Genomic DNA, 24,013 nt, shown 5'->3' with positions numbered 1-24,013 from the left:
TGGGAGACAGGCGATGGCTGACGGCGTGCTTGACACGATCATGGAGAGGGCGGAGCAGATCCGCGAGCTCGGCCCGGCCAACGAGGCGCTCGGCAGGCTCGACGACAAGGCGGCGCAGATCCTCAAGGACGCGGGCGCGATCCGGCTGCTCCAGCCGCGGGCGCACGGCGGCCTGGAGGTCCACCCGCGCGAGTTCGCCGAGACGGTGATGGGGATCGCCTCCCTGGACGGCTCCACCGGCTGGGTCGCCGGCATCGTCGGCGTCCACCCGTGGGAGATGGCCTACGCCGACCCGAAGGTGCGCGAGGAGATCTGGGGCGAGGACCCCGACACCTGGATCGCCTCCCCGTACGCGCCGATGGGCATCGCCCGGCCCGTGGACGGCGGCTACGTCTTCAACGGCCGCTGGCAGTTCTCCTCCGGCACCGACCACTGCGACTGGATCTTCCTCGGCGCGATGCTGGGCGACGACGAGGGGAAGATGGCGCAGCCGCCGCGGTCCCTCCACATGATCCTGCCGCGCTCGGACTACGAGATCGTCGAGGACTCCTGGGACGTCGCCGGGCTCAAGGGCACCGGCAGCAAGGACATCATCGTCAGGGACGCGTTCGTCCCGGCCTACCGGACGCTGGAGTACTCCAAGGTCGTGGACGGTTCGGCGCCGCGCGAGGCGGGGCTGACCAACCCGTCCTACCTGATGCCGTTCTCCTGCGTGTTCCCGCTCGGCATCTCCTCCGCGGTCATCGGCATCGCCGAGGGCGCGCTGCACCACCACCTCGCCTACCAGCGCAACCGCGTCCAGATCACCGGCACGAAGATCAAGGACGACCCGTACGTGCTGTACGCGATCAGCGAGGCGGCCGAGGAGATCAAGACGTCCCGCACGGCCCTGCTCGACAACTGCTCGCGCATGTACGACATGGTCGCCGCGGGGCACGTGCCGACGTTCGCCGAGCGCGCCGCCGGCCGCCGCACCCAGGTGCGCGCGGCGTGGCGGGCCGTGCAGGCGATGAACGAGATCGTCGTCCGGTCGGGCGGCAACGCCATGCGGAGCGACAACCCGATCCAGCGGTTCTGGCGGGACGCGCACGTCGGCCTCGCCCACGCCATCCACGTCCCGGGCTCGGTCTACCACGTGTCCGCCCTGACGGACCTGGACATCGAGCCGCCCCAGGGCCCGATGCGGTCGATGATCTGAGCCGCGAGACCCGCGGCGTGCCGGGAGCGTGGGCGCCTCCACCGCCCGGCACGCCGCACCCAACCGACGCCGTACCCAGAAGGGACCGAGGACAGTGACGCAGATCCGAGGGCTGGGATATCTGAAGGTCCAGACCCGGCACATCGACCGCTGGCGCGAGTTCGCCCTGGACGGGCTCGGCTTCGCCGAGGGGAGCGGACCGGACCCGGACGGCCTCTACCTGCGCATGGACGAGCGCCGCTCGCGCCTCCAGGTGCTGCCCGGCGACACCGACCGGGTGCTGGCCGTCGGCTGGGAGGTCCGCGACCAGTACGCGCTGGCCTCCGTCCGCGAGGCCGTGGAGAAGTCCGGGACGGCCGTGACGGAGCTGACGTCCAAGGAGGCGGCGGAGCGCGACGCGGAGGAGGCCGTCGCGTTCACCGACCCGGGCGGTACCCCCGTCGAGGTGTTCTGGGGCCCGCTGCTCGACCACAGCCCTCTGCGCACCGGCTTCGCGCAGAAGTTCGTCACCGGCCCCATGGGCATGGGCCACGTTGTGCTGCCGACCCCGAGGTTCAACGAGACCGTCGCGTTCTACGCCGAGGTCCTCGGGTTCCTGCCGCGCGGCGCGATGAGGGTCGGCGGCGGCGCCGCGAAGGTCAGGTTCATGGGCGTCAACCAGCGCCACCACAGCATCGCGATCTGCCCGGCCCCGTTCGACGGCGACCCGGGCCTCGTCCACCTCATGGTGGAGGTCGACACGCTCGACGCGGTCGGCATCGCGCTCGACTCCATCACGAAGAAGGGCTTCTCGATCTCCTCCACGCTGGGCCGCCACACCAACGACAAGATGGTGTCGTTCTACGTGCGCGCCCCCGGCGGCTGGGACGTCGAGTACGGCTGCGAGGGCATGCTCGTGGACGAGTCGTCCTACACCGCCGAGGAGATCACCAGGGACAGCTACTGGGGCCACGACTGGTCCGGGTCCGAGCCGCTGGCCGCCTTCGTCCCGCCGCAGAAGGGCTGACGCCGATGGCGAAGCCCTCGGTGGAACCGGTCGGCGCCGCGGAGGTGGAGTTCGACCACGAGTGCGACGTGCTGGTGGTCGGCTTCGGCGCCGCGGGCGCCGCCGCGGCGTACGAGGCCGCGGCGGCGGGCGCGGACGTGCTCGTCCTGGAGCGGTCGAGCGGCCCCGGCGGGACGTCCGCCCAGTCGGGCGGTGAGCTGTACCTCGGCGGCGGCACGCGGGTGCAGAAGGCGTGCGGCTTCGACGACACGCCCGACGACATGTTCGCCTTCCTCACGGCGGCGCTCGGCCCGCACGCCGACGCGGAGAAGCTGCGGCTGTACTGCGACGGGAGCGTCGAGCACTTCGAGTGGTTCCGCGCGCGCGGCGTCCCGTTCAAGGAGAGCCTGTTCGACGCGCCGGGCTGGATGCCGTACACCGATGACGGCCTGATGTGGCTCGGCGAGAACGCCTGGCCGTACAACGAGATCGCCCGGCCCGCGCCGCGCGGGCACCGCCCGGAGACGCCGATGTTCGCCGGCGGGATCCTGATGGACAAGCTGATCGCGGCCGCCGCCGAGGCGGGCGCCGTCGCCCACCAGGACACCAGTGCCACGAACCTCGTCGTGGACGGCGCCGGCCGCGTCGCGGGCGTCGTGGCGCGCAGGTTCGCCGACCGGGTGGTCTACCGGGCGCGCAGGGGCGTCGTCCTGACCTCGGGCGGGTTCGTCGACAACGAGGAGATGCTCGCCGACCACGCCCCGGTGCTGCTCGGGCACGACAAGGTCAGCGACGGCACCAGCGACGGGTCCGGCATCCGGATGGCGACCGCGCTCGGCGCCGCGACCCGCCGGATGGCGTCGGTGGAGATCGCGCTCACCGCCAACCCGGCCGTCATCTGCCGGGGCATGCTCGTCGACGGCCTCGGCCGCCGGTTCATCAACGAGGACGTCTACCCGGGCCTGTTCAGCCACCGGGCCGTCCAGCACCAGCCCGGCCCCTACTGGGCGATCATCGACGAGGCCGGGCACGACGAGATCGACGAGGCCGACATGTGGGGCGTCCGCCCCAAGCACGCCGCGGAGACGGTCGCGGAGCTGGAGGGGTCGCTCGGCCTGCCCCCCGGTTCGCTGGAGGCGACCGTCGAGACCTACAACCGGTTCGCGGAGCGGGGCGAGGACCCCTACTTCCACAAGGACCCCAGGTGGCTGCGCCCCCTGAAGGGGCCGTTCGCGGCGATCGACCCGGCCGACGGGTTCTTCGGCGCCGGCCGGCACGGCGCCGGGACGGGCGCGGGCGGGTTCACCCTCGGCGGCCTCGACACCACCGTGGACGGCGAGGTCCGCAACAACTCCGGTGAGCCGATCCCCGGCCTCTACGCCGCCGGGCGCACCGCCTCCGGCATCCACGGCGAGGGCTACATCAGCGGGACGTCCCTCGGCGACGGCACGTTCTTCGGACGCCGTGCCGGTCGCGCCGCCGCTTCCGGGAACCGGGAGGCCGGTGGATGAAGTACGCCGTCCTGCTCCCCGGGGCGGCGGGCGTGACCGCCGATCCCGCGTGGATCGGCGAGTACGCCCGGTTCGTCCGCGCCGACGACCAGGGCTGGACGAACCGCCCGCACCGCGCCTAGGAGCGCGCCGAGACGAGAGGGGCAAGGCCGCATGCAGGACGGGGAGAGCCCAGTGCGGGAGATGGGCGCGGTGCGGGAGAGGACCGCGGTCCTGGGGGACGATCGTCCCGCCAGCGAGACCGCGTTCGCCGAACTCGTCGCGGCGCGCGGCGCCGACGACCGGACGGGCCTGTGCTTCGAGGACCGCACCTGGACCTGGCGGGAGGTCGTCGCGGAGTCACTGCGGCGGGCCTCGCTCGTGCGGGACCTGCCCGGTCACGTCGGCCTGTTCCTGGAGAACGGGCCCGAGCACCTGTTCTGGCTGCTGGGCGCGGCGCTCGCCGGAGTCCCGGTCGTGGAGCTGAACCCGACGCGGAGGGGCGCCGAACTGGCCCGCGACATCACCCACACCGACTGCGCGCTGCTGGTCACCGAGACGTCCCGCGCGCCGCTGCTCGACGGTCTCACGCGGGTCCCGGCCCTGGCCGTCGACACGCCCGCGTACGCCGAGCGGCTGGCCTCCGCACGCCTGGCCGCCCCCGCCCCGGTGGCCCCCGGCACGATCTTCTCGCTGGTGTTCACGTCCGGGACGACGTCCGCGCCCAAGGCGGTGGTCTGCACGCAGCGCAGGCTGGGCCGGATCGCCGTCCAGCAGCGCGACCGGCGGGGCCTCACCCGCGACGACGTGTTCTACGTGGTCATGCCGATGTTCCACTCCAACGCGCTGATGGCGGGGATCGCGCCCGCCGTCGCCGCCGGCGGCCGCATCGTCCTGCGCCGGAAGTTCTCGGCCTCGGGTTTCCTGCCGGACGTGCGCCGCCACGGCGTCACGTTCTTCAACTACGTCGGAAAGCCCCTCAGCTACATCCTGGCCGTCCCGGAGAAGCCGGACGACGCCGACAACACGCTCCGCATCGCGTTCGGCAACGAGGCGGCGCAGCGCGACATCGACGCGTTCGCCCGCCGCTTCGGCTGCACCGTCATCGACTCCTACGGGTCGAGCGAGGGCGAGATCCGCCTCAACCGCGTCCCGGGCACTCCGCCCGGCTCGCTGGGCGTCGCCGAGGCGGGCACCGTCGTGATGGACCCCGAGACCCTGCGGGAGTGCCCGCGCGCCGAGTTCGACGCGAACGGGCTGCTCCTCAACGCCGAGGAGGCCATCGGCGAGATCGTCGACACGATGGGCGCCGCCAAGTTCGAGGGCTACTACAACAACCCCGAGGCGACGGCGCGGCGCGTCCGCAACGGCTGGACCTGGTCGGGGGACCTCGCCTACCGCGACGCCGACGGCTTCTGGTACTTCGCCGGCCGCGACGACGACTGGCTGCGCGTGGACGGCGAGAACTTCGCCGCGGCCCCGGTCGAACGCCTCCTGGCCCGCTACGGACCCTTCACCGACGTGGCGGTCTACGCCGTCCCCGACGAACACGTGGGCGACCAGGTGATGGCGGCCGTGACCCTCGCCGAGGGCCGCTCCTTCGACCCGGCGTCCTTCACGGCGTTCCTGAAGGCCCAGCCGGACCTCGGCACCAAGTGGACCCCGCGCTACATCCGCGTGGTCGAGGCCCTGCCCCGCACCCCGACCAACAAGGTCATCAAGCGGATCCTCCGCACGGAGGCGTGCGACACCTCCGACCCCGTACACGAGCACCGCGACGGCACGTACCGGTCCCGCTGATCACGTCTCCGGCGGCCGTTTCCAAGGGCGGGCGGCCGGTCGCGGTCAAGGTGATCCACCCGCACCTCGCCGAGGACCCGCGGTTCCTGCGGCGGACGGGGCCGGCAGCATGCGGCGCATCGCCTCGTGGGCGCCCAGGACCTTCCGGTCGCGGGGGAAGCCCGCGCGTTTCCGGGCGGCCTCGTAGTTGCCGCCCGCGACCCGGACCGGGCCGTCCGCCAGGTGTTCGAGGCCCTCGCGGGCGACGTCGTCGGGCTCGGCGACGTTCAGGCCCGGCATGTCCATGTCGAGCCCGGCGCGCTCCATCGCCGGGGTGCGGGTCACGCCGAGGACGAGTTCCAGGACGTCCACCCCGTGCTCGCGCATCTCCAGCCACAGCCCCTCGGCGAAGACGCGGCCGAACGCCTTCACCGCCGAGTAGATGCTGATCTGCGGCTGGCCCATGTAGCCGGCGAGGGAGCCGACCAGCAGGATGCCGCCGCGTCCCCGCTCCTTCATCAGCGCGCCGAAGTGGTGCGTGAGCGCGAGCTGGGCGGTGATGTTGAGGTCGATGACGCCCTGGAAGCGGTCCAGGTCGCCGGTGACGAACTCGTGGCCGTAGCTGTTCGCGCCCGCGTTGAAGACCAGCAGCCCGACGTCCAGGCCGTCGGTCACCTCGCGGATCGCCCTGAGCGGGTCCGGGGCGACCAGGTCCAGTTCGAGGGTGCGCACCTCGACGCCCCTCGCGCGGACGGCCTCGGCCGTCTCCGCCAGCGGCCCCGGCTTGCGCGCGATCAGCACGAGGTTCACGCCCGCGTCGGCGAGGCGGTGCGCGAAGGCCGAGCCGACGCCCTCCGAGCCGCCCGCGATGACGGCCCACGGGCCGTATCGGTCGATCATTGCTCTCCGTCCAGGTCCGGGGTCCAGGCGGCGCCGTTGACATGCGAGCCGCCGTCCGCGAACAGGGTGTTTCCGGTCAGGTACCGGGCGTCCTCGGACGCCAGGAACACCGCCATGGGGGCGATGTCGGTCTCCGGGGCGCCGAGGCGGCCCACCGGGTTGGCGCGGTCGGCGGCCGCTTCGAGCTCCGCGACCAGCACGCGGGCCCCCTCGGCGGCGAAGCGGCGGGCGATGCCGCGCCCGATCCCGTCGCCCGCGCCGGTCACGACCGCGACCCGCCCGGCCAGCCGCCCGCCCGTCACTCGACCACCGTGATGGCGCCGTTCAGCGCGGCCTCCTGGATGGCCGAGCGGAGCGCCGGGCAGGTCGCGTGCGGGTCGTCCAGACCCGTGCACGCCCGCCTGGCCTCGGCGTTCCACTGGATGCTCGTCTGCTCCCAGCTCGACTTGCGCACCATCACCTCGGCGGCGCAGCGGCGGCAGCGGACCGGCAGCAGCGGCCCGTCCAGGAGGCGCTCGTCCTGGCGGGCCGTCACGCCGACGCCCCCTCGGCCTCCCGGCGGGCCATGTTCGCGTCGACCTCCTTCTGCCAGGACTCCACCGGACGGGTCGTGTCGATCTCGTACTCGAACCGGTCGGTCATCTCCGCCGTGACGTCGGCGGCGTCCACGTAGAACTGCTCGTACCAGCGGCGCAGCTGGTAGACGGGCCCGTCCTCCTCGCAGAGCAGCGGGTTGTCGATGCGGGTCTTGTTCCGCCAGATCTCGATGTCCTGCTCGAAGCCCGTCAGGATGAAGTCCGACAGCTTCTGCGCGGTCGCCTCCGCGGCCTCGGCCGGGAGCGCGTCGCTGTGCTGCACGATGATGCCCGAGTGCAGCGAGAACGAGTTCTCGTCGATCGGGTAGTGGCAGTTGATCAGGACGGAGTGCAGGTCGTACCCCTCGTAGTGGTACGTCAGCTCGTCGATCATGAAGGACGGGCCGTGGTAGGACGCGACGGAGGTGTTGCCGAGCATCTTCGGCCCGCCGCCGCCGCCCTCGCGGCGCGCGTCCTCCCGCGTCCGGCCCTTCATGATCTGCGTGGCCACGTGGCCCTCGAAGATGTTCTTGAAGTACGTCGGGAACGACTTGTGGATGTAGAAGAAGTGCGCCATGTCCACGACGTTGTCGATGACCTCGCGCGCGTTGGTGTGGACGACCGTCTCCGTCCAGCGCCAGTCGGTCCAGTCGTCGCGGGTGGCGCCCTCGATCACCGGGATCGTCACGTCCTCCGGCGGCTGCTTGCCCTCCGGGTCGTTCCAGACGAACAGCAGGCCGTCCTGCTCCATCGTCGGCCACGCGGCCGTCCGGGCCCGCAGCGGGACGCGGCGAGCGTAGGGGATCTGCTTGCAGCGGCCGTCGCCGCCCCAGCGCCAGTCGTGGAACGGGCACGCGATCGCGTTGCCCTTGACGGTGCCCTGGGACAGGTCGCCGCCCATGTGCCGGCAGTAGGCGTCCAGGACGTTCGTCCCGCCGTCCTCGCCGGTGAAGACCACGAGCTTCTGCCCGAACGCGTTCACCGTGTGGGGCTTGCCGTCCCGGAACTTCTCGGCCAGCCCGAGGCAGTGCCATCCCCGGGCGAAACGGCGGGTGATCGCCTCCGCCTCGATGGCGCGGACGGCGTCCGACTCGGTTGCGGTCACGTGGATCATCCCTTCAGCGATGGACGGGTGATTCGAACGTTAGGTCGCAGGTCACCGTCCCGACCGCCGAGTCCCATTGGCCGGGACGCGCGGCCCCGCGCCGGCGCGGGACCATGGTGTCCTGCAAGGGCCGTACTAGGGAAGGAGCGGGGATGAGCAACGAGGTCCTGGACGCGGTGCGCGGACTGCTGCCCGGCATCGCCGAGCGGGCCCGGTCCGTGGACGAGAAGGGACGCATCCCCGCCGAGACGATCCGGGAGCTGACCGCCGCCGGGGTGTTCCGGATGCTCCAGCCCACCCGCCACGGCGGCGCCGAGGACGACCCGGTCGCCTTCTACGAGGTGATCCGCGCGGTGTCCGGCGCCTGCGGCTCGACCGGCTGGGTCGCCGCGGTCCTCGGCGTCCACTCCTGGCACCTCGGCCTGTTCGCCGACGAGGCGCAGCGCGAGGTGTGGGGCGCCGGCCCGGACACCCTCATCGCCTCCTCCTACGCCCCGATCGGCCGCCTCACCCCCGTCGACGGCGGCTACGAGGTGACGGGGCGCTGGTCGTTCTCGTCCGGCTGCGAGTTCGCCTCCTGGGCCCTGCTCGGCGGGCTGGTCGTCGGCGCCGAGGGCCGCCCGGTCGACTTCATGACCGTCCTCGTCCCCCGGCGCGACTACGAGATCGCCGAGGTCTGGGACTCGATGGGACTGCGCGGCACCGCCAGCGACGACATCGTCGTGGAGAAGGCGTTCGTCCCGTCCCACCGCGCGATGCGCAACTTCGAGCAGGCCCAGCTCCGCAATCCCGGCCGCAAGGTCAACACGGGCCCGCTGTACCGCATGCCGTTCGGGACGATCTTCACCAGCACCGTCGCCGCCAGCGTCATCGGCATGGCGGCCGGCTGCCACGACCTGTACGTGACCCGCATGCGCGACCGGATCCGCCTCAGCCTCGGCGGCGGCCGCTTCGTCGAGGACCAGTTCGCCCAGGTCGCCGTCGCCCGCGCCGCCTCCGAGATCGACGCCGCGATCCTGCAGACCGACCGCAACGTCCGCGAGATCCACGAGTTCGCCGTCCGCAACGAGAAGATCCCGATGGAGCTGCGCCTGCGCGCCCGCCGCGACCAGGTCCGCGGCACCGAGCGCGCCATCGAGGCCATCGACATCCTCTTCAAGACCGCCGGGGGGAACTCCCTGCACCGCGGCAACGTCATCGAGCGCGCCTGGCGCGACGCCCACGCCGGCAGCGTCCACGTCGCCAACGACGTCGAGCACGCTCTCTCCATGTACGGCAGGGGCGAGTTCGGCCTCAAGGTGGAGGACAACCTCGTCTGACCCCCGCCGGCTGGATGTGATCTCCGCAACGCGGTGGCGGGGTTGCGTCCGCGGCTCCTCATCGGACCGTTCGAATTGAGCTGCCAGAGTGGTAGCCATCGGACAAACCGAGGAGGGTACCCGCATGGGCACCTATCAGAAGGACGGCGACAAGGGCGGTTCCGGCACCCCGATCAAGGACGAGGGCGACAAGGGCGGCCAGGGCGGCCAGGGCGGCCAGTAAGCGCCCGTCCGTCACCCTCAGCGCCGAGATCAAGGAGCAGGTCATGCCCGACAAGCCCATTACTCCCCCCGACGGCCTCCCCACGAGGATCCCGCCGGGCCAACCGCCGCAGCCGGAGCCCCAGCTGAACGGCTGACTTAGACCCGCGCCCGAAGCGAGCCCGCGAAGGCGCGCGGTCGAGTCGCAGCTCCTCCCCTTCCGGGGGAGGAGCTGCACCTTTTCGAGGACGAGGAACGGCAGCGCGGTCCGCGCCCCCGGGAACCTCCCGCCGACTCGGAAGTGCGGGCCGACGGAGCCTCGATAGTCCATCGCGTCATTTCCCATTTCGAAACGATCGTCTCCGGCGTGCAGTTCATTGTGTCGGCCGAAAATGCGATACGGCCTCTCTGAGATCTGAGAAGGTCTTTTTGTCGTCCGCGCAGGATCGCTTGCGCGGCCGTTCCGTGTTCGCGGATCGGCATGCCTCGGGGTGGTGTACCTCATATGCGTCCGGCCCGGCTCTCGCTGAGAGCCGGGCCGTTCTCGGCGCCTGGTCAAAAGGGCGCCAGGTGGTGCGCGGTCAGGAATCGGCGCGCGTCGCGTCGTGGTGGTGGTGGAGGTGCTGGAGCGCGCGCTTGAAGGCGCGGGCGTGGGCGGCCTCGTCGCCGGCGATCTCGGTGAAGAGGCGAGCGGCCTCGTAGGCGCGCTCCTCCCGGGCGGTGCGGGCGAAGTCCGGGTACATCCGCGTGGCCTCGTAGGTCTCACCGGCGATGCTCTTGCGCAGGTTCTCCTTGGTGCTGCGGACATACCCGGCGAGGTTCGCCTGCTCGGCGAAGTGCTCGGTCAGCTCGACCGCGGCGGTGCGCTCGAACAGCCGGGCGAGCTTCGGGCTACGGGCCTTGGCGTGCTCGCCGTACAGCGTGTACCGGGCGTTCGCGAACGCCTCCCCGCGCAGGGCGGTCTCCAGGTTGCGGAGCGTCCGCGCCGAGCGCACCTTCGGCTTGCCCGCGACGACCTTGACGGGCTCGACGGCCGGCCCCTCCGGGATCTCCCCGCGGTGGTGCTCGAGGGCGTACAGCGCCTTCGCGAAGTTGCGGGCGTGCTTCAGCTCGTCGCGCGCGAGCTCGGTGAACAGGCGGGCGGCGTTGTAGTCCTTGTCCTCCCGCGCCTCCTTGGCGAACCGCGGGTAGGTGCGCGTGCCCTCCTCGACCTTGCCCTTGATGCTCTCGCGCAGGTTGGCGGCGTCGTCGCGGACGAAGTGGATGATGCACGGCGAGGCCTTGGCGCACGCGAGCTACCACTTCTACGGCGAGCAGGCCGGGTACGAGCACCTGCCCAAGGTGCGCGCGCTGTTCATGAAGACCGCGAACACCGAGCTCCACGACCACTTCACCAAGGAGGCGCGGCTCGCGGTGAGGGTGTTCTCGTAGGTCCTGCGGCGCTCCTGCGCGGGTGAGGCGGCCGCTGCCGGGACCGCGGTCCCGATGAGCATCGCCGCCCCCGCGAGGCCGGCGCAGGTCCGGGTGAGCCGTGACGTGGTCATCTTGTTCCTCTACGACGATCAGTCGCCGTAAGTAGTTAGACAATCACTACGTGTAGCGATCGAGGGTCATGGACACCACCCGAATTGGGCCCAAAGAGGGTCAAGTTGATGCCGCGCGGGTGGTCCCGTCCGAGATCCGGCGGACGGGACCACGCGGCCGTCAGCAGGTCGTGGGCGGGGCCTCGCCCCGGCGGACGGCCTGGGCGAAGTTCAGCGCCGCCTCGAAGGACGCGCCGATGCCGCCCCGGTGGTCGGCGCCCTCGAACGTCCGGTAGGCGATCTTCCCGTAGCGCGTGCACAGGTCGTCGACGATGGTGCGCGTCGCGGCGGGGGAGACCTCGCGGTCGGCGGTGCCCTGGGCGACCAGCGTCGGGACCCCCAGGGTCAGGCCGAGCGCCTCCTGCGAGTCGTAGTAGGCCTCGAACCGCGTCAGGTCGGCGTCCGGGCGGAACACCTTGTCCAGCGGCAGGCCCTTGCTGAGCTGCTTGAGCTGGAGAAGGCACGCGTTCGTCCGGCCCGCCCTGACGACGGCGGCGGCCTCGCCGGTCAGCAGGTCCTCGGGGACGAACGCCGGATCGGCCGCCTGCGCGCCGTTGAGCAGCACGAACAGGAACGGCAGCCCGACCTCGGCGCCCGGGTACCGCGCCTTCACGTACTGCGCGGTCTGGCTCATGTTCGAGCCGGGCGCGATCGACACGGCGCCCCTGAGGCGGATGTCGCGGGGCTTCTGCCAGGCCGCCGCCGTGTAGAGCGCGGCCTGGCCGCCCTGGCTGTGGCCGGCGACGAACCAGTCGCGCCCGATGCGGTGGTCGGCGCCGCGGGCGGCGCGGACGATGTCGGTGACGGCGTTGGCCTCGCTGACCCCGTTCAGGTACGGGTGCCCGCCGGGCGTGCCCAGCCCCTCGTAGTCGGTCTGGACGACCGCGAAGCCGTTCGCGACCCACTTGTCCAGGTACGACTCGGTGACGGACAGGTAGTCGTGGGCCGGGCCGTCGGCCGTGTCGGCGGACGGCGCGCAGGCGTCGGCCGTCCCGGTGGTGCCGTGCGCCCAGCTCAGCACCGGCCAGCCGCCGCGCGGCGGGGTGCCCTTCGGGACGGCGACGGTCCCCGAGACGGTGACGCGTTCCCCGCCCACGCCCTCGGAGACGTAGGTGACGAACCGGTTGGCGGACGCGCTCGGCAGCGCCGCCGCGTTCGCCAGCGGCCGGGCGCCGAGCAGCGTCCCGCGCCGCGCGGGGGCGGCCTGCGCGGGCGCGGCGGCGACCGAGGCCAGCGCGGCGCACGCGGCGGCCGCGACGGCGGCCCTTCCCGTTGATCTCACGTGTGGTTCCTCCTGATGTCCTGGACGGCGCGGTAGGCGAAGGCCATGGCCGACCCGATCGGCACGCCGGGCCCCGGGTAGACGGGGCCCGTGAACGAGGCGCTGGTGTTGCCGGCGGCGTAGAGCCCGGGGACGGGACGGCCCGAGCCGTCCAGGACGCGGGCGTCGGCGTCGGTGCGCAGCCCGCCCTTCGTCCCGAGGTCGCTCAGGACGACCCGCGCGGCGAGGTAGGGCGGCCGGTCGACGGGCACGACGCACGGCCTGCCGCCGGAGAAGTACAGGTCGTAGGCGTCCTCGCCGCGGTGGAAGTCCCCGTCCGCGCCCTCGGCGGCGAAGCCGTTGAACCGCTCGACCGTGCCGGTGAGCGCGTCCGCCGGGAGCCCGGTCAGCTCGGCGAGCTCGGGCAGGGTGGCCGCCTGGACCCAGGCGCCCGAGGCGAGCTGCTCGCCCGCCCGCAGCGGCGGGACGGAGATCGCGGGCAGGCCGTCGGCGCGCGAGTCCCAGATCAGATGGAACGGTCCCACGGCAGCGGCCATCTCGCGGCCCATCCGGTCGTAGGGGAGGGACTCGTTGGCGAAGCGGCGGCCCGAGGCGTCCACGACCAGCCCGCCGCGGAACCCGAGGGTGAACGCGGGCCGGCCGTCCGCGGTGAGCAGGCCGGGGCAGAACCACGCCTGGTCCAGCAGGCCGGTGGACGCGCCGGCGCGGACGGCGGCCTCGATCGCGTCGCCGGTGTTCGCGCCGTCCGGGGCCATCGTCCAGCCGGCGCCGCCCGGCACGCCGCGCTCGGCCCGCAGCGCCGCGGACGACTCGAACCCGCCCGCCGCCAGCAGGACGCCGCGCCGGGCCCGCAGCCGCACCGGGCCGTCCGCGGTCATCGCCGCGACGCCGGTCACCCGGCCGCCCTCGACGACCAGGTCGGTCAGCGCGGTCCGCGTGCGGACGTCCCCGGCGCCGGTCGCGGTGATCGCCAGCAGCAGCCGCCCGATCAGCGCCCGGCCCTGCGCCAGCGGCCCGGACGCCGAGTGCCCCCGCCCCGCCCTGTCCCGGTCGACCGGCGGGCGGACGAGCGCGGCCAGATCCCCGAGCCGCTCGGCCGGCAGTTCCACCGGAACGAACGACCGCCCCGCGTCCAGCCGGCCGGGCGCGTCGAAGTAGTCGGGGAACGCCTGGAAACAGAACTCGATCGCCGGGTCCTTCTCCAGGAAGTCCACCAGCTCAGGGGCTGTTTCCAGGAATGCCTCGCGGCGCTCGGCCTCGTCGTCTCCCAGCAGCGCCCGCAGGTAGGTCCGCGCGCCCTCGGCCGAGTCGCCGAGCCCGGCGCGCTCCTGGACCCGCGTCCCCGGCAGCCAGATCGCCGCCCCCGAGTACGCGGACGTCCCGCCGAGCAGGCCCGTCTTCTCCAGGATGGCGGTGCGCAGCCCGCCCGACGCGGCGGCGAGCGCGCCCGCCATCGCCCCGGCCCCGGAGCCCGCGACCACCACGTCGTACTCGTCGTCCCACCCGGCTCGCCCCATGTGACATGCCCTCCGACCTCGGGTTCTCGGCGCGGGCACACGGTAGAGCGCGGTCCGGGCGGGGAGGGGCCGCCCGTCCCACTGACCGGTACGGACGATCGCGGGGACGGTCCGGAGCCCGGATATTGTTCCCTGGCAGGACGGGAAGGACCAGGAGACGGAAGGACCGGGGGAGGACCGTGGCGAGGATCGCAGCGGGCAGGCTGTCCGCCGAGCCGAGCTCGCCGGAGCAGCACGACCGGCGCGAGCGCATCCTGCGCGCCGCGTCGCGCATCGGCGCCGAGAAGTCCCTCGAACGCGTCCAGATGCACGAGGTCGCGAAGGCCGCCGGGGTCGCGATCGGCACCCTGTACCGGTACTTCCCGTCCAAGGTCCACCTGTTCACCGCGGTGATGGCCAAGCAGGTCGACCGGCTCCGCGACCAGGTCACCGAGCCCGCGCCCGGCACGAGCCCCGAGGACGCGGTCGCCGACATGCTGGTGCAGGCCAGCCGGCACCTCATGGCGCAGCCGGTGCTGTCGACGTCGATGCTGCACGCGTCGAACACCGCCCACGTCGCGACCGTCGCCGACACCGTCCACATCGACAGCACGTTCCGGGAGATCCTGCTGCGGGCGGTGGGGATCGAGGTGCCGACCGCGCAGGACGTCACCCTCGTCCGGCTGCTGATGCAGTGCTGGTACGGCGTGCTCCAGTCGAGCCTGAACGGCCGCGCGTCGATGGCCGACGTCGAGAGCGACATCCGCCTGGCCTGCAGGCTGCTGCTCGCGCCGCGCTCGAACGCCCCGGGAACCGGCGGGACGGCCTCCGCTCCCGGCGCCTCCCAGTGATCGGGACCGCCCCGGCGGACGTCCCGCGGCCGCGGCTAGCGTGCCTCCATGAATCGCTTTGACGGCGTGAAAGTGCTGCTCACCGGGGCGGCGTCGGGCATCGGACGGGCCACCGCGATCCGTCTGGCCGCCGAGGGCGCCGCGGTGTACGCCGTGGACGTCTCGGAGCGGGGCCTCGCGGAGACGGCCGCGGCGGCGGACGGTCCCGGCACCGTCGCCACCCGCGTCGCGGACGTGACCGACGAGGCCGCCGTGATCGCGACCGTGGCGGACGCGGCGGCGGAGCTCGGCGGCGTCGACGTCCTCGTCAACGTCGCGGGCGTCCACAAGACCACCCCGATCGAGACCCTCACGGTGGACGACCTGCACCGGATGTTCTCCGTCAACCTCGTCGGCACCGCCCTGTTCTGCCGCGAGGCGCTCAAGCACCTCCCCGACCGCACCGGCGTGATCGTCAACACCGCGTCGCTGTCGGCGACGCAGGGCAACCCGTTCATGACGGCGTACTCGGCGTCCAAGGGCGCCGTGCTGGCGTTCTCGCTGAGCCTCGCCGCCGAGCTGGCCGCCCGCCGCATCCGCGTCGTGCCGATCTCCCCGGGCGCCGTCGACACCCCGCTGACCCGGGCGCCGGGCATGTTCCCGGACGGCCTGGACCTCACCTACTTCTCCAAGATCCGCTCCTACTACGGCGCGGCCGAGCCCGAGCACATCGCGGCCGCGATCGCGTTCGCCGCCTCGTCCGACGCCGCCTACTTCACCGGCGCCGACCTCCGCGTGGACGGCGGCGCCCACACCTGAGAGGGACCACCATGGCACGCACCATCGCCGTCAGCGGGACGGCGTCCGGCATCGGCAGGACGCTCGCCGGGCTCCTGCGCGAGCAGGGCGACACGGTCATCGGGGTCGACCTGCGCGACGCCGACGTGTGCGCCGACCTCGGCGGCGCCGAGGGGCGTTCGCGGGCGGTCGCGCGGGTGCTAAACCTGTGCGGCGGCACCCTGGACGCCGTCGTCGCCTGCGCCGGCGTCTCCGACTTCACCGACCTGCCCGTCAAGGTCAACTACTTCGGCGTCGTCGCGCTGATGGAGGGCCTGCGCCCCGCGCTGGCCCGGGCGGAGGCCCCGCGCGCGGCCGTCGTCGGATCGATCGCGGGCACGCACCCGGTGGACGACGCGACCGTGCGGGCCTGCCTGGCCGGGGACGAGCCCGCCGCGCTGGAGGCGGCGGCGAAGGTCGTCGCGGCGGGCGCGGGCGGCAGGACGTACCCGTCGTCGAAGGCGGCGCTGGCCCGGTGGATGCGCCGCGCCTGCGTCACCGCCGGGTGGGCGGGCGAGGGCATCCCGCTCAACGCGGTGGCGCCGGGGGTCGTCAGGACGCCGATGAGCGCGCCGCTGTTCGAGGACGAGGCGATGCTCAAGGTGATGAACGAGGCCGTCCCGATGCCGCTGAACGGCTACGCGGGCCCCGAGGTGATCGCGGAGGCCCTGCGCTGGCTGGTCTCGCCCGCCAACACCCACATGACCGGCCAGGTCGTCTACGTGGACGGCGGAGCCGAGGCGACCCTGCGCGGCCCGGACATGTTCTGAATGAGCAACGGGCTCTGAACAGAGCACGGCCGCCCCGTGCTGCGGGCGGGTTACTGGTCGCCACCTGCGAGGTCCCCGAGACCGAGCGGTATGACCCGCGGGACTGGCTCGGGGTGGACCGGGGCATCACCAATCTGGCCACCTCCAGCGACGGCGACAACTACTCCGGGCGGCGCCTGGACCGGTACCGGCGCTGGCAGGCCCGTAAGAAGGCCGAGATCCAGGCCAAGAGGACACGCTCGGCCGCGCAGTTGCTCAAGAAGCGGGCGCGCCGTGAGTCGCGGCACGCGACCCACACCAACCACACGATCTCCAAGACAGTCGTTGCTGTCGCCCAACGCACCGAACGCGGCATCGCCCTGGAACAGCTCCAGGGGATCGGCGGGCGGGTCACGGTTCGACGCGACCAGCGAGCACGGCACTCTTCCTGGCCGTTCCACCAGCTCGGCAGGTTCATCGCCTACAAGGCACGCCGCGCCGGCGTACCGTTCATCGAGGTGGACCCGGCCTACACCTCGCAGCGCTGCCCGCGCTGCGGCCACACCGAGCGAGGCAACCGCCCCACTCGGGACCATTTCTGCTGTCGCCGGTGCGGCCTCGCTGGGCCCGCCGACGTCGTCGCCGGGGTCAACGTGCGTGACCGCGCACGCTCGGCGTGGGTATTCGTCAACATGCCCCCACCGGTCCCCACCCGAACGGGAACCGGCGATGTGCCCCGTGAGCGTCCCCCGGTAGGAGACAGTCGGGAGCATGAACAAAGCCCTTCAGGGCTGAGTAGTTGACTGCTTGCTGGTGCCCGTGTCGTCGAGCGCGGCGACGCTGTAGGCGGCGTAGGTCCGGTGCGGCTCGCGCCCCTCGAAGTACGGGGTGATCTGCTCGCCGAGCTCCTCGACGGAGAAGACGCCGTCCGCCGCGGTGAACTTGTGCTCCACGGTCGGCGCGGCCATCAGCGCGACCATGTCGCCGTACACGACGAACACCTGCCCGCTGATCTTCTCCGCCGCCGGGGACGCGAGGTAGCCGACGAACGTCCCGACCCGCTCGGGGGCCATGGAGTCCAGCCCGCCGGGGGCGGTGCCCTCCGCGAACGTCGCCTCGGTCATGGCCGTCCGGGCTCGGGGGCAGATCGCGTTGGCGCGCACTCCGTACCGGCCGAGGCCCGCCGCGGTCGACAGCGTCAGCGCGACGATGCCGGCCTTCGCCGCCGAGTAGTTCGGCTGGCCCGCCGACCCGAACAGGAACGCCTCCGACGCGGTGTTGACCACCCGTCCGTAGACGGGGCCGCCCGCCGCCTTGCTGGCGGCGCGCCAGTACACGGCGGCGGCCCGCGACACCGACGCGTGCCCCTTCAGGTGGACGTGGATCACGTCGTCCCAGTCCGACTCCGACAGGTTGAACAGCATCTTGTCGCGCAGCACGCCCGCGTTGTTGACCAGGACGTCCAGCGAGCCGAACGTGTCGACGGCGGCCGACACCAGCGTGTCGCCCATCGACCAGTCGCCGACGTCGCCGGTCACCGCGACGGCCTGGCCGCCCGCCCGCTTGATCTCGGCGGCGACCTCCTCGGCGGCCGGTCCCCTGTCGTTGACGACGACGTTGGCGCCCCGCGCGGCCAGGGCGAGGGCCTCGCAGCGGCCCAGCCCCGCGCCCGCGCCGGTGACGACGGCGGTGCGGCCCGCCAGGGAGAGGTCGGCGTTCATCTGAGCCTCCGGGTCGGTGGGGGAAACGTCCGCCGGGAGGCTAGTACGTATTCTAGTTCGGCCGCCGGGGACGTCCCGCTGAGCGGATGTCCGCAGGCCGTTCGACCGGTGCGAACCGCTGAGCGGGACTGCCGTTGCCCGCGAATGAGAATGAATTCTAGTCTCGGCGCCATGACGCTGAACCCCACGGTCGTCCGCTCCCCGAGCGGCAAGGCCGACTACCGCTGGGCCAAACGCGTCCTGGCCGCCGAGCCCACGGCCTGACCTCGCACCCGGGAAACGCCGCCGCGGTCTCCGGGCGGCGTACTGACCTGCTTGTTCGTGAGTTAAGGAGTGTCCTCCATGCCCGAGGCCGTCATCGTCGATGCCGTCCGGACGCCGGTCGGCAAGCGGTACGGGGCCCTGTCGGGGCTCCACCCGGCGCAGTTGCTCGGGGCGACGCAGCGCGGGCTGCTGAACCGCGCCGGAGTCGAGGCCGCGACGGTGGGGCAGGTCGTCGGCGGATGCGTGACGCAGGCGGGCGAGCAGTCCAACAACGTCACCCGCAACGCCTGGCTGTACGCGGGCCTGCCCTACCAGACGGCGTGCACGACGATCGACTGCGCGTGCGGGTCGTCCCAGCAGGCCGTCCACCTCGTGGCGGGGCTGATCGCGTCCGGGGCCGTCCACACCGGGATCGGCTGCGGCGTCGAGGCGATGAGCCGGGTCTTCCTGGGCCAGGCGCTCACGCCGGAGACCGGCAGCCCGGCGCCGGACGGCTGGGAACTGGACATGCCCGACCAGTTCACCGCGGCCGAGCGCATCGCGAAGAAGCGCGGCATCACCCGGGAGGACGCGGACGCGCTCGGGCTGGCGTCGCAGGCCAAGGCGAAGGCGGCGTGGGCGGAGGACCGTTTCGCCGGCCAGATCCTGGAGATCGAGGCCCCGGTCATGACCAGGGAGGGCCCGACCGGGGAGACCGCCGTCGTGACCCGCGACCAGGGCCTGCGCGACACGACCGCCGAGGCGCTCGCGGGGCTGAGGCCGGTCATCCCGGACGGCGTCCACACCGCGGGCAACTCCTCGCAGATCAGCGACGGCGCCGCGGCGGTGCTGCTGATGGCGGCGGACCGCGCCGCCGAGCTGGGGCTGCGCCCCCGCGCCCGGATCGTCGCGTCCGGGATGGTGGGCTCCGACCCCTACTACCACCTGGACGGGCCGATCGAGGCGACTCGGCACGTGCTGGACCGGGCCCGGATGACGCTGTCCGACATCGACCTCGTGGAGATCAACGAGGCGTTCGCGTCGGTCGTGCTGTCCTGGGCCTCGGTGCACGGCGCGGACATGGACCGGGTCAACGTCAACGGCGGCGCCATCGCCCTCGGCCACGCGGTCGGCTCCACCGGCGCCCGCCTCGTCACGCAGGCCGTGAACGAGCTGGAGCGGTCCGGCAAGTCGACCGCGCTCGTCACGATGTGCGCGGGCGGCGCGCACTCCACGGCCACCATCATCGAACGGATCTGAGGAGCACATGACCATCGGGCTGACCGAGGAGCACCGCGACCTGCGCGACGCCGTGCGCGCGTTCACCTCCCGGCAGGTGACCCCCGCGGCCGTCCGCGCCGCCGTGGACGCCGAACGGGAGGAGGCGCCCGCGTTCTGGGATGACCTCGCCGCGCAGGGCCTGCTCGGCCTGCACCTCCCCGAGGAGGCCGGCGGCGCGGGCTACGGTCTGGTCGAACTGGCGGTCGTCCTGGAGGAGCTGGGGCGGGCCGTCACTCCGGGGCCGTTCCTCCCGACGGTGCTGGCCGGCGCCGTGCTGCACCGGGCGGGTCACACCGAGCACCTGCCGTCCCTCGCCGACGGGAGCGCGGTCGGCGCGGTGGGCCTGGACGCGGGAAGCCTGGCCCTCTCCCGCTCGGGCGGCGTGACCACGGTGACCGGCACGTCGGGACCGGTCCTCGGCGCTCCGCTGGCGGATCTCCTCGTCCTCCCGGCGAAGGACGGCGACGCGACGGCCTGGATCCTGCTGCCCCGGGACGCCGCGAGAGTGGACGAACTGCCCAGCCACGACCTGACCCGGCGGCTGGCCAGGGTCGGGCTGGAGAACCGCACCGTCCCCGAGGGGTCGGTCCTGGATCTCGGCTCGCAGACCGTGCGCGACCTCGCGGCGGTGCTGTTCGCCGCCGAGGCGTCCGGCCTGGCGGACCGCGCGACGACGACCGCCGCCGAGTACGCCAAGGTACGCGAGCAGTTCGGCCGCCCCATCGGGCAGTTCCAGGGGGTCAAGCACCGCTGCGCCCGGATGCTCGCGCACGCCGAGCAGGCCCGCGCCTGCGCCTGGGACGCCGCCCGCGCCCACGACGAGGGGCGGGAACGGGAGGCGTCATTGGCGGCGGCGGTCGCCGGGGCCACCAGCGTCCAGGCCGCCTTCCAGACCGCGAAGGACTGCGTGCAGAACCTCGGCGGCATCGGCTTCACCTGGGAGCACGACGCGAGCCTCTACCTGCGGCGCGCCCAGACTCTCCGCGTCCTGCTCGGCTCCACCGCGTCCTGGCGCCGCCGCGTCGCCCGCCTCACCCTCGACGGCGTCCGCCGCGAACTCCGCGTCGAACTCCCCCCGGAGGCCGAGCGGATCCGCGCCGGCGTCCGCGCGGAGCTGGAGCCCGCGAAGGCCCTGGACGGCGGGGAGCGCCTCGCCTACCTCGCCGACCGCGGCTACACGTCCCCGCACCTGCCCGAACCGTGGGGCAAGGGCGCCGACGCCGTGACCCAGCTCGTCATCGCCGAGGAGATGCGCGCCGCCGGCCTCCGCGCCCACGACATGATCATCGGCAACTGGGTGGTGCCGACGCTGATCGCGCACGGCTCGGCCGCCCAGCACGAGCGGTTCCTGCCCGCCTCCCTGCGCGGCGACATCCGCTGGTGCCAGCTGTTCTCCGAGCCCGGGGCCGGCTCCGACCTCGCCGCCCTCAGCACCCGCGCGGAGAAGACCGAGGGCGGCTGGAGGATCACCGGTCAGAAGGTGTGGACGTCCATGGCCCGCGAGGCCGACTGGGGCATCCTGCTCGCGCGCACCGACCCGTCCGTCCCGAAGCACCGGGGCCTGTCGTACTTCCTGCTCGACATGAGGTCGCCCGGCATCGACATCCGGCCGCTGCGCGAGCTGACCGGCGACACCCTGTTCAACGAGGTGTTCCTGGACGGCGTGTTCGTCCCCGACGACCTCCTCGTCGCCGCGCCCGGCGACGGCTGGAAACTCGCCCGCACGACCCTCGCCAACGAACGCGTCTCGCTCTCGAACGACTCGTCCCTGGGCAGCGGCGGCGAGGCCCTGCTCAAGCTGGCGGCGGACGCGGGCGACGAGCGCCTCACCACGCTCGGCGGCATCCTCTGCGACGCGCAGTCGAGCAGCCTGTTCGGCCTGCGCACCGCCCTGCGCTCCCTCGCCGGAGGCCAGCCCGGCGCCGAGTCCAGCATCGGCAAGCTGATCGGCGTCGAGCACATCCAGCAGGTGTGGGAGACGGCCGTCGACTGGATCGGCCCCGAGGCCCTCTCCGGCGAGGGAGAGGGCGGGATGGGCGACCCCACCTGGATGTTCCTGAACTCCCGCAACATGTCGATCGCGGGCGGCACCACCGACGTCCAGCTGAACATCATCGGCGAGCGCCTCCTCGGCCTGCCGCGCGACCCGCAGGCGGCGTCGTGACCCTCGACCTCCAGGCCGAGCACCAGGCGACCGGCGTGGACGCGGCGGCCGCCGCGGCCCGCCGCGTCGTCGACGCGCTGGTCCGCTCCGGCGACCTCTCGGGTGCCGCCATGTCCGACGTGGCCGACCGCCTGAACGCCGTGGCCGACGACCTGGAGGCGGCGGCCCCGCCGCTGCGCGACCGCCTGGTCGACATGTGGCGCGGCGACGGCAACACCCGCCACGACCCGGTCACCGGCCCCGAGAACCCGATCGCCCCGCCGCTCGAATACACCGCCGCGGACTCCCGCACCATCGAGGCGACCGCGACGCTGGGCCTGCCCTACCAGGGCCCGCCGTCCAGCGTCCACGGCGGGATCTCCGCCCTCCTTCTGGACCACACCCTCGGCGTGGCGAACGGATGGGCGGGCAAGTCGGGCATGACGGCGGAACTGACCCTGCGCTACCACCGCCTGACCCCCCTCTTCGAGCCCCTCACCATCAGCGCCCGCCAGGTCTCCGTGGACGGCCGCAAGATCCGCACGGTTGGAGCGATCCAGGCCGGCGGCGAGGACTGCGTGACCGCCGAGGGCCTCTTCATCGCCAAATACCCGCCCCGCCCCCGCTGACCGTCACCCCGGCTGACCGGCTTCCTGCCGCGGCGGGGCCGTGGTCGCCGGGTGTGCCGATCGTCCCGTGCCACGGACGGTGGTGGGTGACACCCGCGCATGAGGCGCGTGTGTCACGCAACCGAAACGTCTACACCACTCAAGGAGCACGACATGCGTCGTCTTCTCAGTCAGCGCCTTATGACCATGCGGCCCGACCGCCGTCCCATCATCGTGGGCGGTTCGGCTCCGGTGACCGTCGTCGCCGAGGACCGTAAGGACATCCGGGTCATCCTGGAGGGCGTCAACCTCAAGAGGATCGCAGAGCAGGCCATCCTGGAGCCCGCCAACGACGATCACGTCATCATCAGGTGCGATCGCCTGTGGAAGAGGGGCGGGTACCTCACGGCGGTCATCGCGCGTGTCCCGCGCGGCTCCGACTACGTCCGCGTGGACACGTGGGGGCGTATCACCGTGACCGGCCCGCTCCGGGTCGCACACCTGCACGCCGCCAAGAGCATCGAGGTCGAGGAGATTCCCTCGTACTCCTCGTTCCAGGTGAGGACCACGCGCCGCGACGGCCGGCCCATCAAGGTCGGGAGGACCAGCGGTGACCTCACGGCGTGGACCAAGGGAGGAGCCGTGCAGATCGGGGCGGACCACCCCGAGAGCCTCCGCATCAGCACCATCGGCGGCGACATCGATCTCTCCGGCTGCTGGGACGGCAAAGCCCTGGAGATCTCCGGCGACAGGGGGCGCGTGACCTATCGAAGGGACACCTGTCCCCGCCACGGGTAACGGCCACTGGCCGTCACCTGCCACAAAGACTTCGGCGCCAGCCGAAGCCTCCCAGAAGGGCCCGGCGCTAGCCGGGCCCTTCTGTTCGCCCATCGTTGGTTCGCGACCGGACGCCCGACAGGTACCTCGGACGGGTCACTGCACTAGCGGCCGGTGCCCAGGGCGGTGTGGGGGTTGCAGCCCTGCGTGGCCTCGGCTTGGGACGGGACCCATGCCTTCGTCTTGCCTGGGGTGACCCTGGCGAGGACGCAGCGCCCCTTACCCGTCGTCGTGGCGCCGGAGACCAGAGCCACGCCTACGGCGAAGTCGGACTGGGGCTCGGTTTCGATTCTGATCGCGGGGTGCAGGCCGAGTTTCGCCAGCGCGGCGCGGACGTCTCTCTCCTCCACGCCGCGTCCCGAGGGAAGCGCGTTCACCTTGGGCAGGGCTCGCTCGATCCGCGGGACGGAGATCGGCGGTGCCTCGGGCCATGGAGCGAAGGTCGGGGGAGCGCCGTCGGGGCAGGGAGTGGGCGGCGGGGCGGTGTCCCACTCGCCAGGCCTGCCGTCGAAGGCCAGCTCGAAACAGCGGTCTGCGGTGACCCGCCCGGGGCCCTGGAACAGGCCCTCGTTTCGTTGCGCGACGCCCGAGACCCGCACGACCACCCGGACGCCGCCCGGATCACCGGCCCCGGTACCCGTCACCTTCAGGACCTTGACGCCCTTGAGGTCCGCGATGTGGTGGCCGAGGTCGTCCGCCTTGACGAGCCGGGTGCCGTACATGGCGTTGCCCGCCTGCATGGCCTTGTCGCGCGCGTCGTCCACGGCGTTCGCCTCGGCCGTGGCGTCCGCGCAGCCGGCGGCGGCCATGGCGGTGACGGCGAGGGCCGCGATCACGGTGAGGCGCATCGG

Annotated in this window: 24 protein-coding genes and 1 pseudogene; 15 read left to right on the top strand and 10 right to left on the bottom strand. The window is 72.8% G+C overall.

Annotated elements, in window-relative coordinates:
• The first annotated feature begins 13 nt into the window (after positions 1-13).
• The 5 genes from BKA00_RS20340 to BKA00_RS20325 all read left to right on the top strand — a co-directional run bounded on the left by BKA00_RS20340 (position 14) and on the right by BKA00_RS20325 (position 5,473).
• Positions 14-1,198: an acyl-CoA dehydrogenase family protein gene (locus tag BKA00_RS20340; RefSeq protein ID WP_185027273.1), complete on the top strand. Its 1,185-nt coding sequence runs from the start codon at positions 14-16 to the stop codon at positions 1,196-1,198.
• A 94-nt stretch (positions 1,199-1,292) separates the two neighbouring features.
• Positions 1,293-2,204 (top strand): VOC family protein, encoded by a 912-nt coding sequence (locus BKA00_RS20335; RefSeq protein ID WP_185027271.1) that lies wholly within the window; start codon positions 1,293-1,295, stop codon positions 2,202-2,204.
• A 5-nt stretch (positions 2,205-2,209) separates the two neighbouring features.
• Complete coding sequence (locus BKA00_RS20330) at positions 2,210-3,694, top strand: FAD-dependent oxidoreductase (RefSeq protein WP_185027269.1); 1,485 nt, start codon at positions 2,210-2,212, stop codon at positions 3,692-3,694.
• Positions 3,691-3,816: a hypothetical protein gene (locus BKA00_RS39935; protein WP_268248197.1), complete on the top strand. Its 126-nt coding sequence runs from the start codon at positions 3,691-3,693 to the stop codon at positions 3,814-3,816. The genes BKA00_RS20330 and BKA00_RS39935 overlap by 4 nt, the downstream gene beginning before the upstream one ends.
• A 31-nt stretch (positions 3,817-3,847) precedes the next feature.
• A complete protein-coding gene (locus BKA00_RS20325; RefSeq protein WP_230298573.1) occupies positions 3,848-5,473 on the top strand; it encodes an AMP-binding protein in 1,626 nt (541 codons plus the stop codon).
• A gap of 45 nt (positions 5,474-5,518) precedes the next feature.
• Here BKA00_RS20325 and BKA00_RS20320 read toward each other — a convergent pair whose 3' ends face one another.
• The 4 genes from BKA00_RS20320 to BKA00_RS20310 are packed head-to-tail and all read right to left on the bottom strand — an operon-like array spanning position 5,519 to position 8,041.
• The gene (locus BKA00_RS20320; RefSeq protein WP_185027267.1) at positions 5,519-6,352 is read right to left on the bottom strand and encodes an SDR family NAD(P)-dependent oxidoreductase; all 834 of its coding nucleotides are present in this window, start codon (positions 6,350-6,352) and stop codon (positions 5,519-5,521) included.
• Entirely contained in the window at positions 6,349-6,654 is a 306-nt protein-coding gene (locus BKA00_RS39930; RefSeq protein WP_276530149.1) for an SDR family oxidoreductase, read from the bottom strand. The genes BKA00_RS20320 and BKA00_RS39930 overlap by 4 nt, the downstream gene beginning before the upstream one ends.
• Entirely contained in the window at positions 6,651-6,887 is a 237-nt protein-coding gene (locus BKA00_RS38315) for a ferredoxin (RefSeq protein ID WP_230298572.1), read from the bottom strand. The genes BKA00_RS39930 and BKA00_RS38315 overlap by 4 nt, the downstream gene beginning before the upstream one ends.
• Positions 6,884-8,041: a 3-ketosteroid-9-alpha-monooxygenase, oxygenase component gene (locus tag BKA00_RS20310; RefSeq protein WP_185027265.1), complete on the bottom strand. Its 1,158-nt coding sequence runs from the start codon at positions 8,039-8,041 to the stop codon at positions 6,884-6,886. The genes BKA00_RS38315 and BKA00_RS20310 overlap by 4 nt, the downstream gene beginning before the upstream one ends.
• Before the next feature lie 143 nt (positions 8,042-8,184).
• Here BKA00_RS20310 and hsaA point away from each other — a divergent pair, with 143 nt between their 5' ends.
• On the top strand, positions 8,185-9,351 hold the full coding sequence (hsaA, locus tag BKA00_RS20305; protein ID WP_185027263.1) for a 3-hydroxy-9,10-secoandrosta-1,3,5(10)-triene-9,17-dione monooxygenase oxygenase subunit: 1,167 nt from the start codon (positions 8,185-8,187) through the stop codon (positions 9,349-9,351).
• A 782-nt stretch (positions 9,352-10,133) separates the two neighbouring features.
• On the opposite strand, the gene BKA00_RS20300 is transcribed toward hsaA, so the two are convergent.
• Both BKA00_RS20300 and BKA00_RS40850 read right to left on the bottom strand, forming a co-directional pair.
• Positions 10,134-10,547, bottom strand: a complete 414-nt coding sequence (locus BKA00_RS20300) for a rubrerythrin family protein (protein ID WP_221493234.1) — start codon at positions 10,545-10,547, stop codon at positions 10,134-10,136.
• Between the two features lie 120 nt (positions 10,548-10,667).
• A pseudogene (locus tag BKA00_RS40850) lies at positions 10,668-10,775 on the bottom strand (hypothetical protein); the annotation flags it as partial.
• Between BKA00_RS40850 and BKA00_RS20290 the strand changes: the two are divergent.
• Positions 10,774-10,983: a hypothetical protein gene (locus tag BKA00_RS20290; protein ID WP_185027260.1), complete on the top strand. Its 210-nt coding sequence runs from the start codon at positions 10,774-10,776 to the stop codon at positions 10,981-10,983. The pseudogene BKA00_RS40850 and the gene BKA00_RS20290 sit on opposite strands and share 2 nt — an antisense overlap.
• A 273-nt stretch (positions 10,984-11,256) precedes the next feature.
• Here BKA00_RS20290 and BKA00_RS39090 read toward each other — a convergent pair whose 3' ends face one another.
• Together BKA00_RS39090 and BKA00_RS20280 are read right to left on the bottom strand one after the other, a co-directional pair.
• Complete coding sequence (locus BKA00_RS39090) at positions 11,257-12,417, bottom strand: alpha/beta hydrolase family protein (protein WP_185027258.1); 1,161 nt, start codon at positions 12,415-12,417, stop codon at positions 11,257-11,259.
• A complete protein-coding gene (locus tag BKA00_RS20280) occupies positions 12,414-13,934 on the bottom strand; it encodes an FAD-binding protein (RefSeq protein WP_185027256.1) in 1,521 nt (506 codons plus the stop codon). The genes BKA00_RS39090 and BKA00_RS20280 overlap by 4 nt, the downstream gene beginning before the upstream one ends.
• A 179-nt stretch (positions 13,935-14,113) precedes the next feature.
• Between BKA00_RS20280 and BKA00_RS39085 the strand changes: the two genes are divergently transcribed.
• From BKA00_RS39085 to BKA00_RS20260, 4 genes are read left to right on the top strand one after another with little or no spacing between them, the layout of a single operon-like run.
• Positions 14,114-14,764 (top strand): TetR/AcrR family transcriptional regulator, encoded by a 651-nt coding sequence (locus BKA00_RS39085; protein WP_185027254.1) that lies wholly within the window; start codon positions 14,114-14,116, stop codon positions 14,762-14,764.
• 48 nt (positions 14,765-14,812) lie between these two features.
• Positions 14,813-15,562 (top strand): SDR family NAD(P)-dependent oxidoreductase, encoded by a 750-nt coding sequence (locus BKA00_RS20270; protein ID WP_185027252.1) that lies wholly within the window; start codon positions 14,813-14,815, stop codon positions 15,560-15,562.
• Positions 15,563-15,573: 11 nt separating this feature from the next.
• On the top strand, positions 15,574-16,350 hold the full coding sequence (locus tag BKA00_RS20265) for an SDR family oxidoreductase (protein ID WP_185027250.1): 777 nt from the start codon (positions 15,574-15,576) through the stop codon (positions 16,348-16,350).
• On the top strand, positions 16,254-17,132 hold the full coding sequence (locus BKA00_RS20260; RefSeq protein WP_268248200.1) for an RNA-guided endonuclease InsQ/TnpB family protein: 879 nt from the start codon (positions 16,254-16,256) through the stop codon (positions 17,130-17,132). The genes BKA00_RS20265 and BKA00_RS20260 overlap by 97 nt, the downstream gene beginning before the upstream one ends.
• Here BKA00_RS20260 and BKA00_RS20255 read toward each other — a convergent pair.
• Positions 17,115-18,050: a 3-oxoacyl-ACP reductase gene (locus tag BKA00_RS20255; protein ID WP_185027248.1), complete on the bottom strand. Its 936-nt coding sequence runs from the start codon at positions 18,048-18,050 to the stop codon at positions 17,115-17,117. The two genes, BKA00_RS20260 and BKA00_RS20255, sit on opposite strands and share 18 nt — an antisense overlap.
• 342 nt (positions 18,051-18,392) lie before the next feature.
• Here BKA00_RS20255 and BKA00_RS20250 point away from each other — a divergent pair, with 342 nt between their 5' ends.
• From BKA00_RS20250 to BKA00_RS20235, 4 genes are all read left to right on the top strand, one after another.
• Positions 18,393-19,553: a steroid 3-ketoacyl-CoA thiolase gene (locus BKA00_RS20250; RefSeq protein WP_185027246.1), complete on the top strand. Its 1,161-nt coding sequence runs from the start codon at positions 18,393-18,395 to the stop codon at positions 19,551-19,553.
• A 7-nt stretch (positions 19,554-19,560) separates the two neighbouring features.
• Entirely contained in the window at positions 19,561-21,738 is a 2,178-nt protein-coding gene (locus BKA00_RS20245; RefSeq protein ID WP_185027243.1) for an acyl-CoA dehydrogenase family protein, read from the top strand.
• Entirely contained in the window at positions 21,735-22,346 is a 612-nt protein-coding gene (locus BKA00_RS20240; RefSeq protein WP_185027241.1) for a PaaI family thioesterase, read from the top strand. Before BKA00_RS20245 ends, BKA00_RS20240 begins: the two co-directional genes overlap by 4 nt.
• A gap of 231 nt (positions 22,347-22,577) precedes the next feature.
• Positions 22,578-23,123 (top strand): hypothetical protein, encoded by a 546-nt coding sequence (locus tag BKA00_RS20235; protein WP_185027239.1) that lies wholly within the window; start codon positions 22,578-22,580, stop codon positions 23,121-23,123.
• 143 nt (positions 23,124-23,266) lie between these two features.
• Here BKA00_RS20235 and BKA00_RS20230 read toward each other — a convergent pair whose 3' ends face one another.
• Entirely contained in the window at positions 23,267-24,010 is a 744-nt protein-coding gene (locus BKA00_RS20230; protein WP_185027237.1) for a hypothetical protein, read from the bottom strand.
• Positions 24,011-24,013: the final 3 nt, after the last annotated feature.

It is taken from the genome of Actinomadura coerulea, from assembly GCF_014208105.1.
Taxonomy (GTDB): domain Bacteria; phylum Actinomycetota; class Actinomycetes; order Streptosporangiales; family Streptosporangiaceae; genus Spirillospora; species Spirillospora coerulea.
This window is presented reverse-complemented; position numbering and strand designations above follow the sequence as displayed.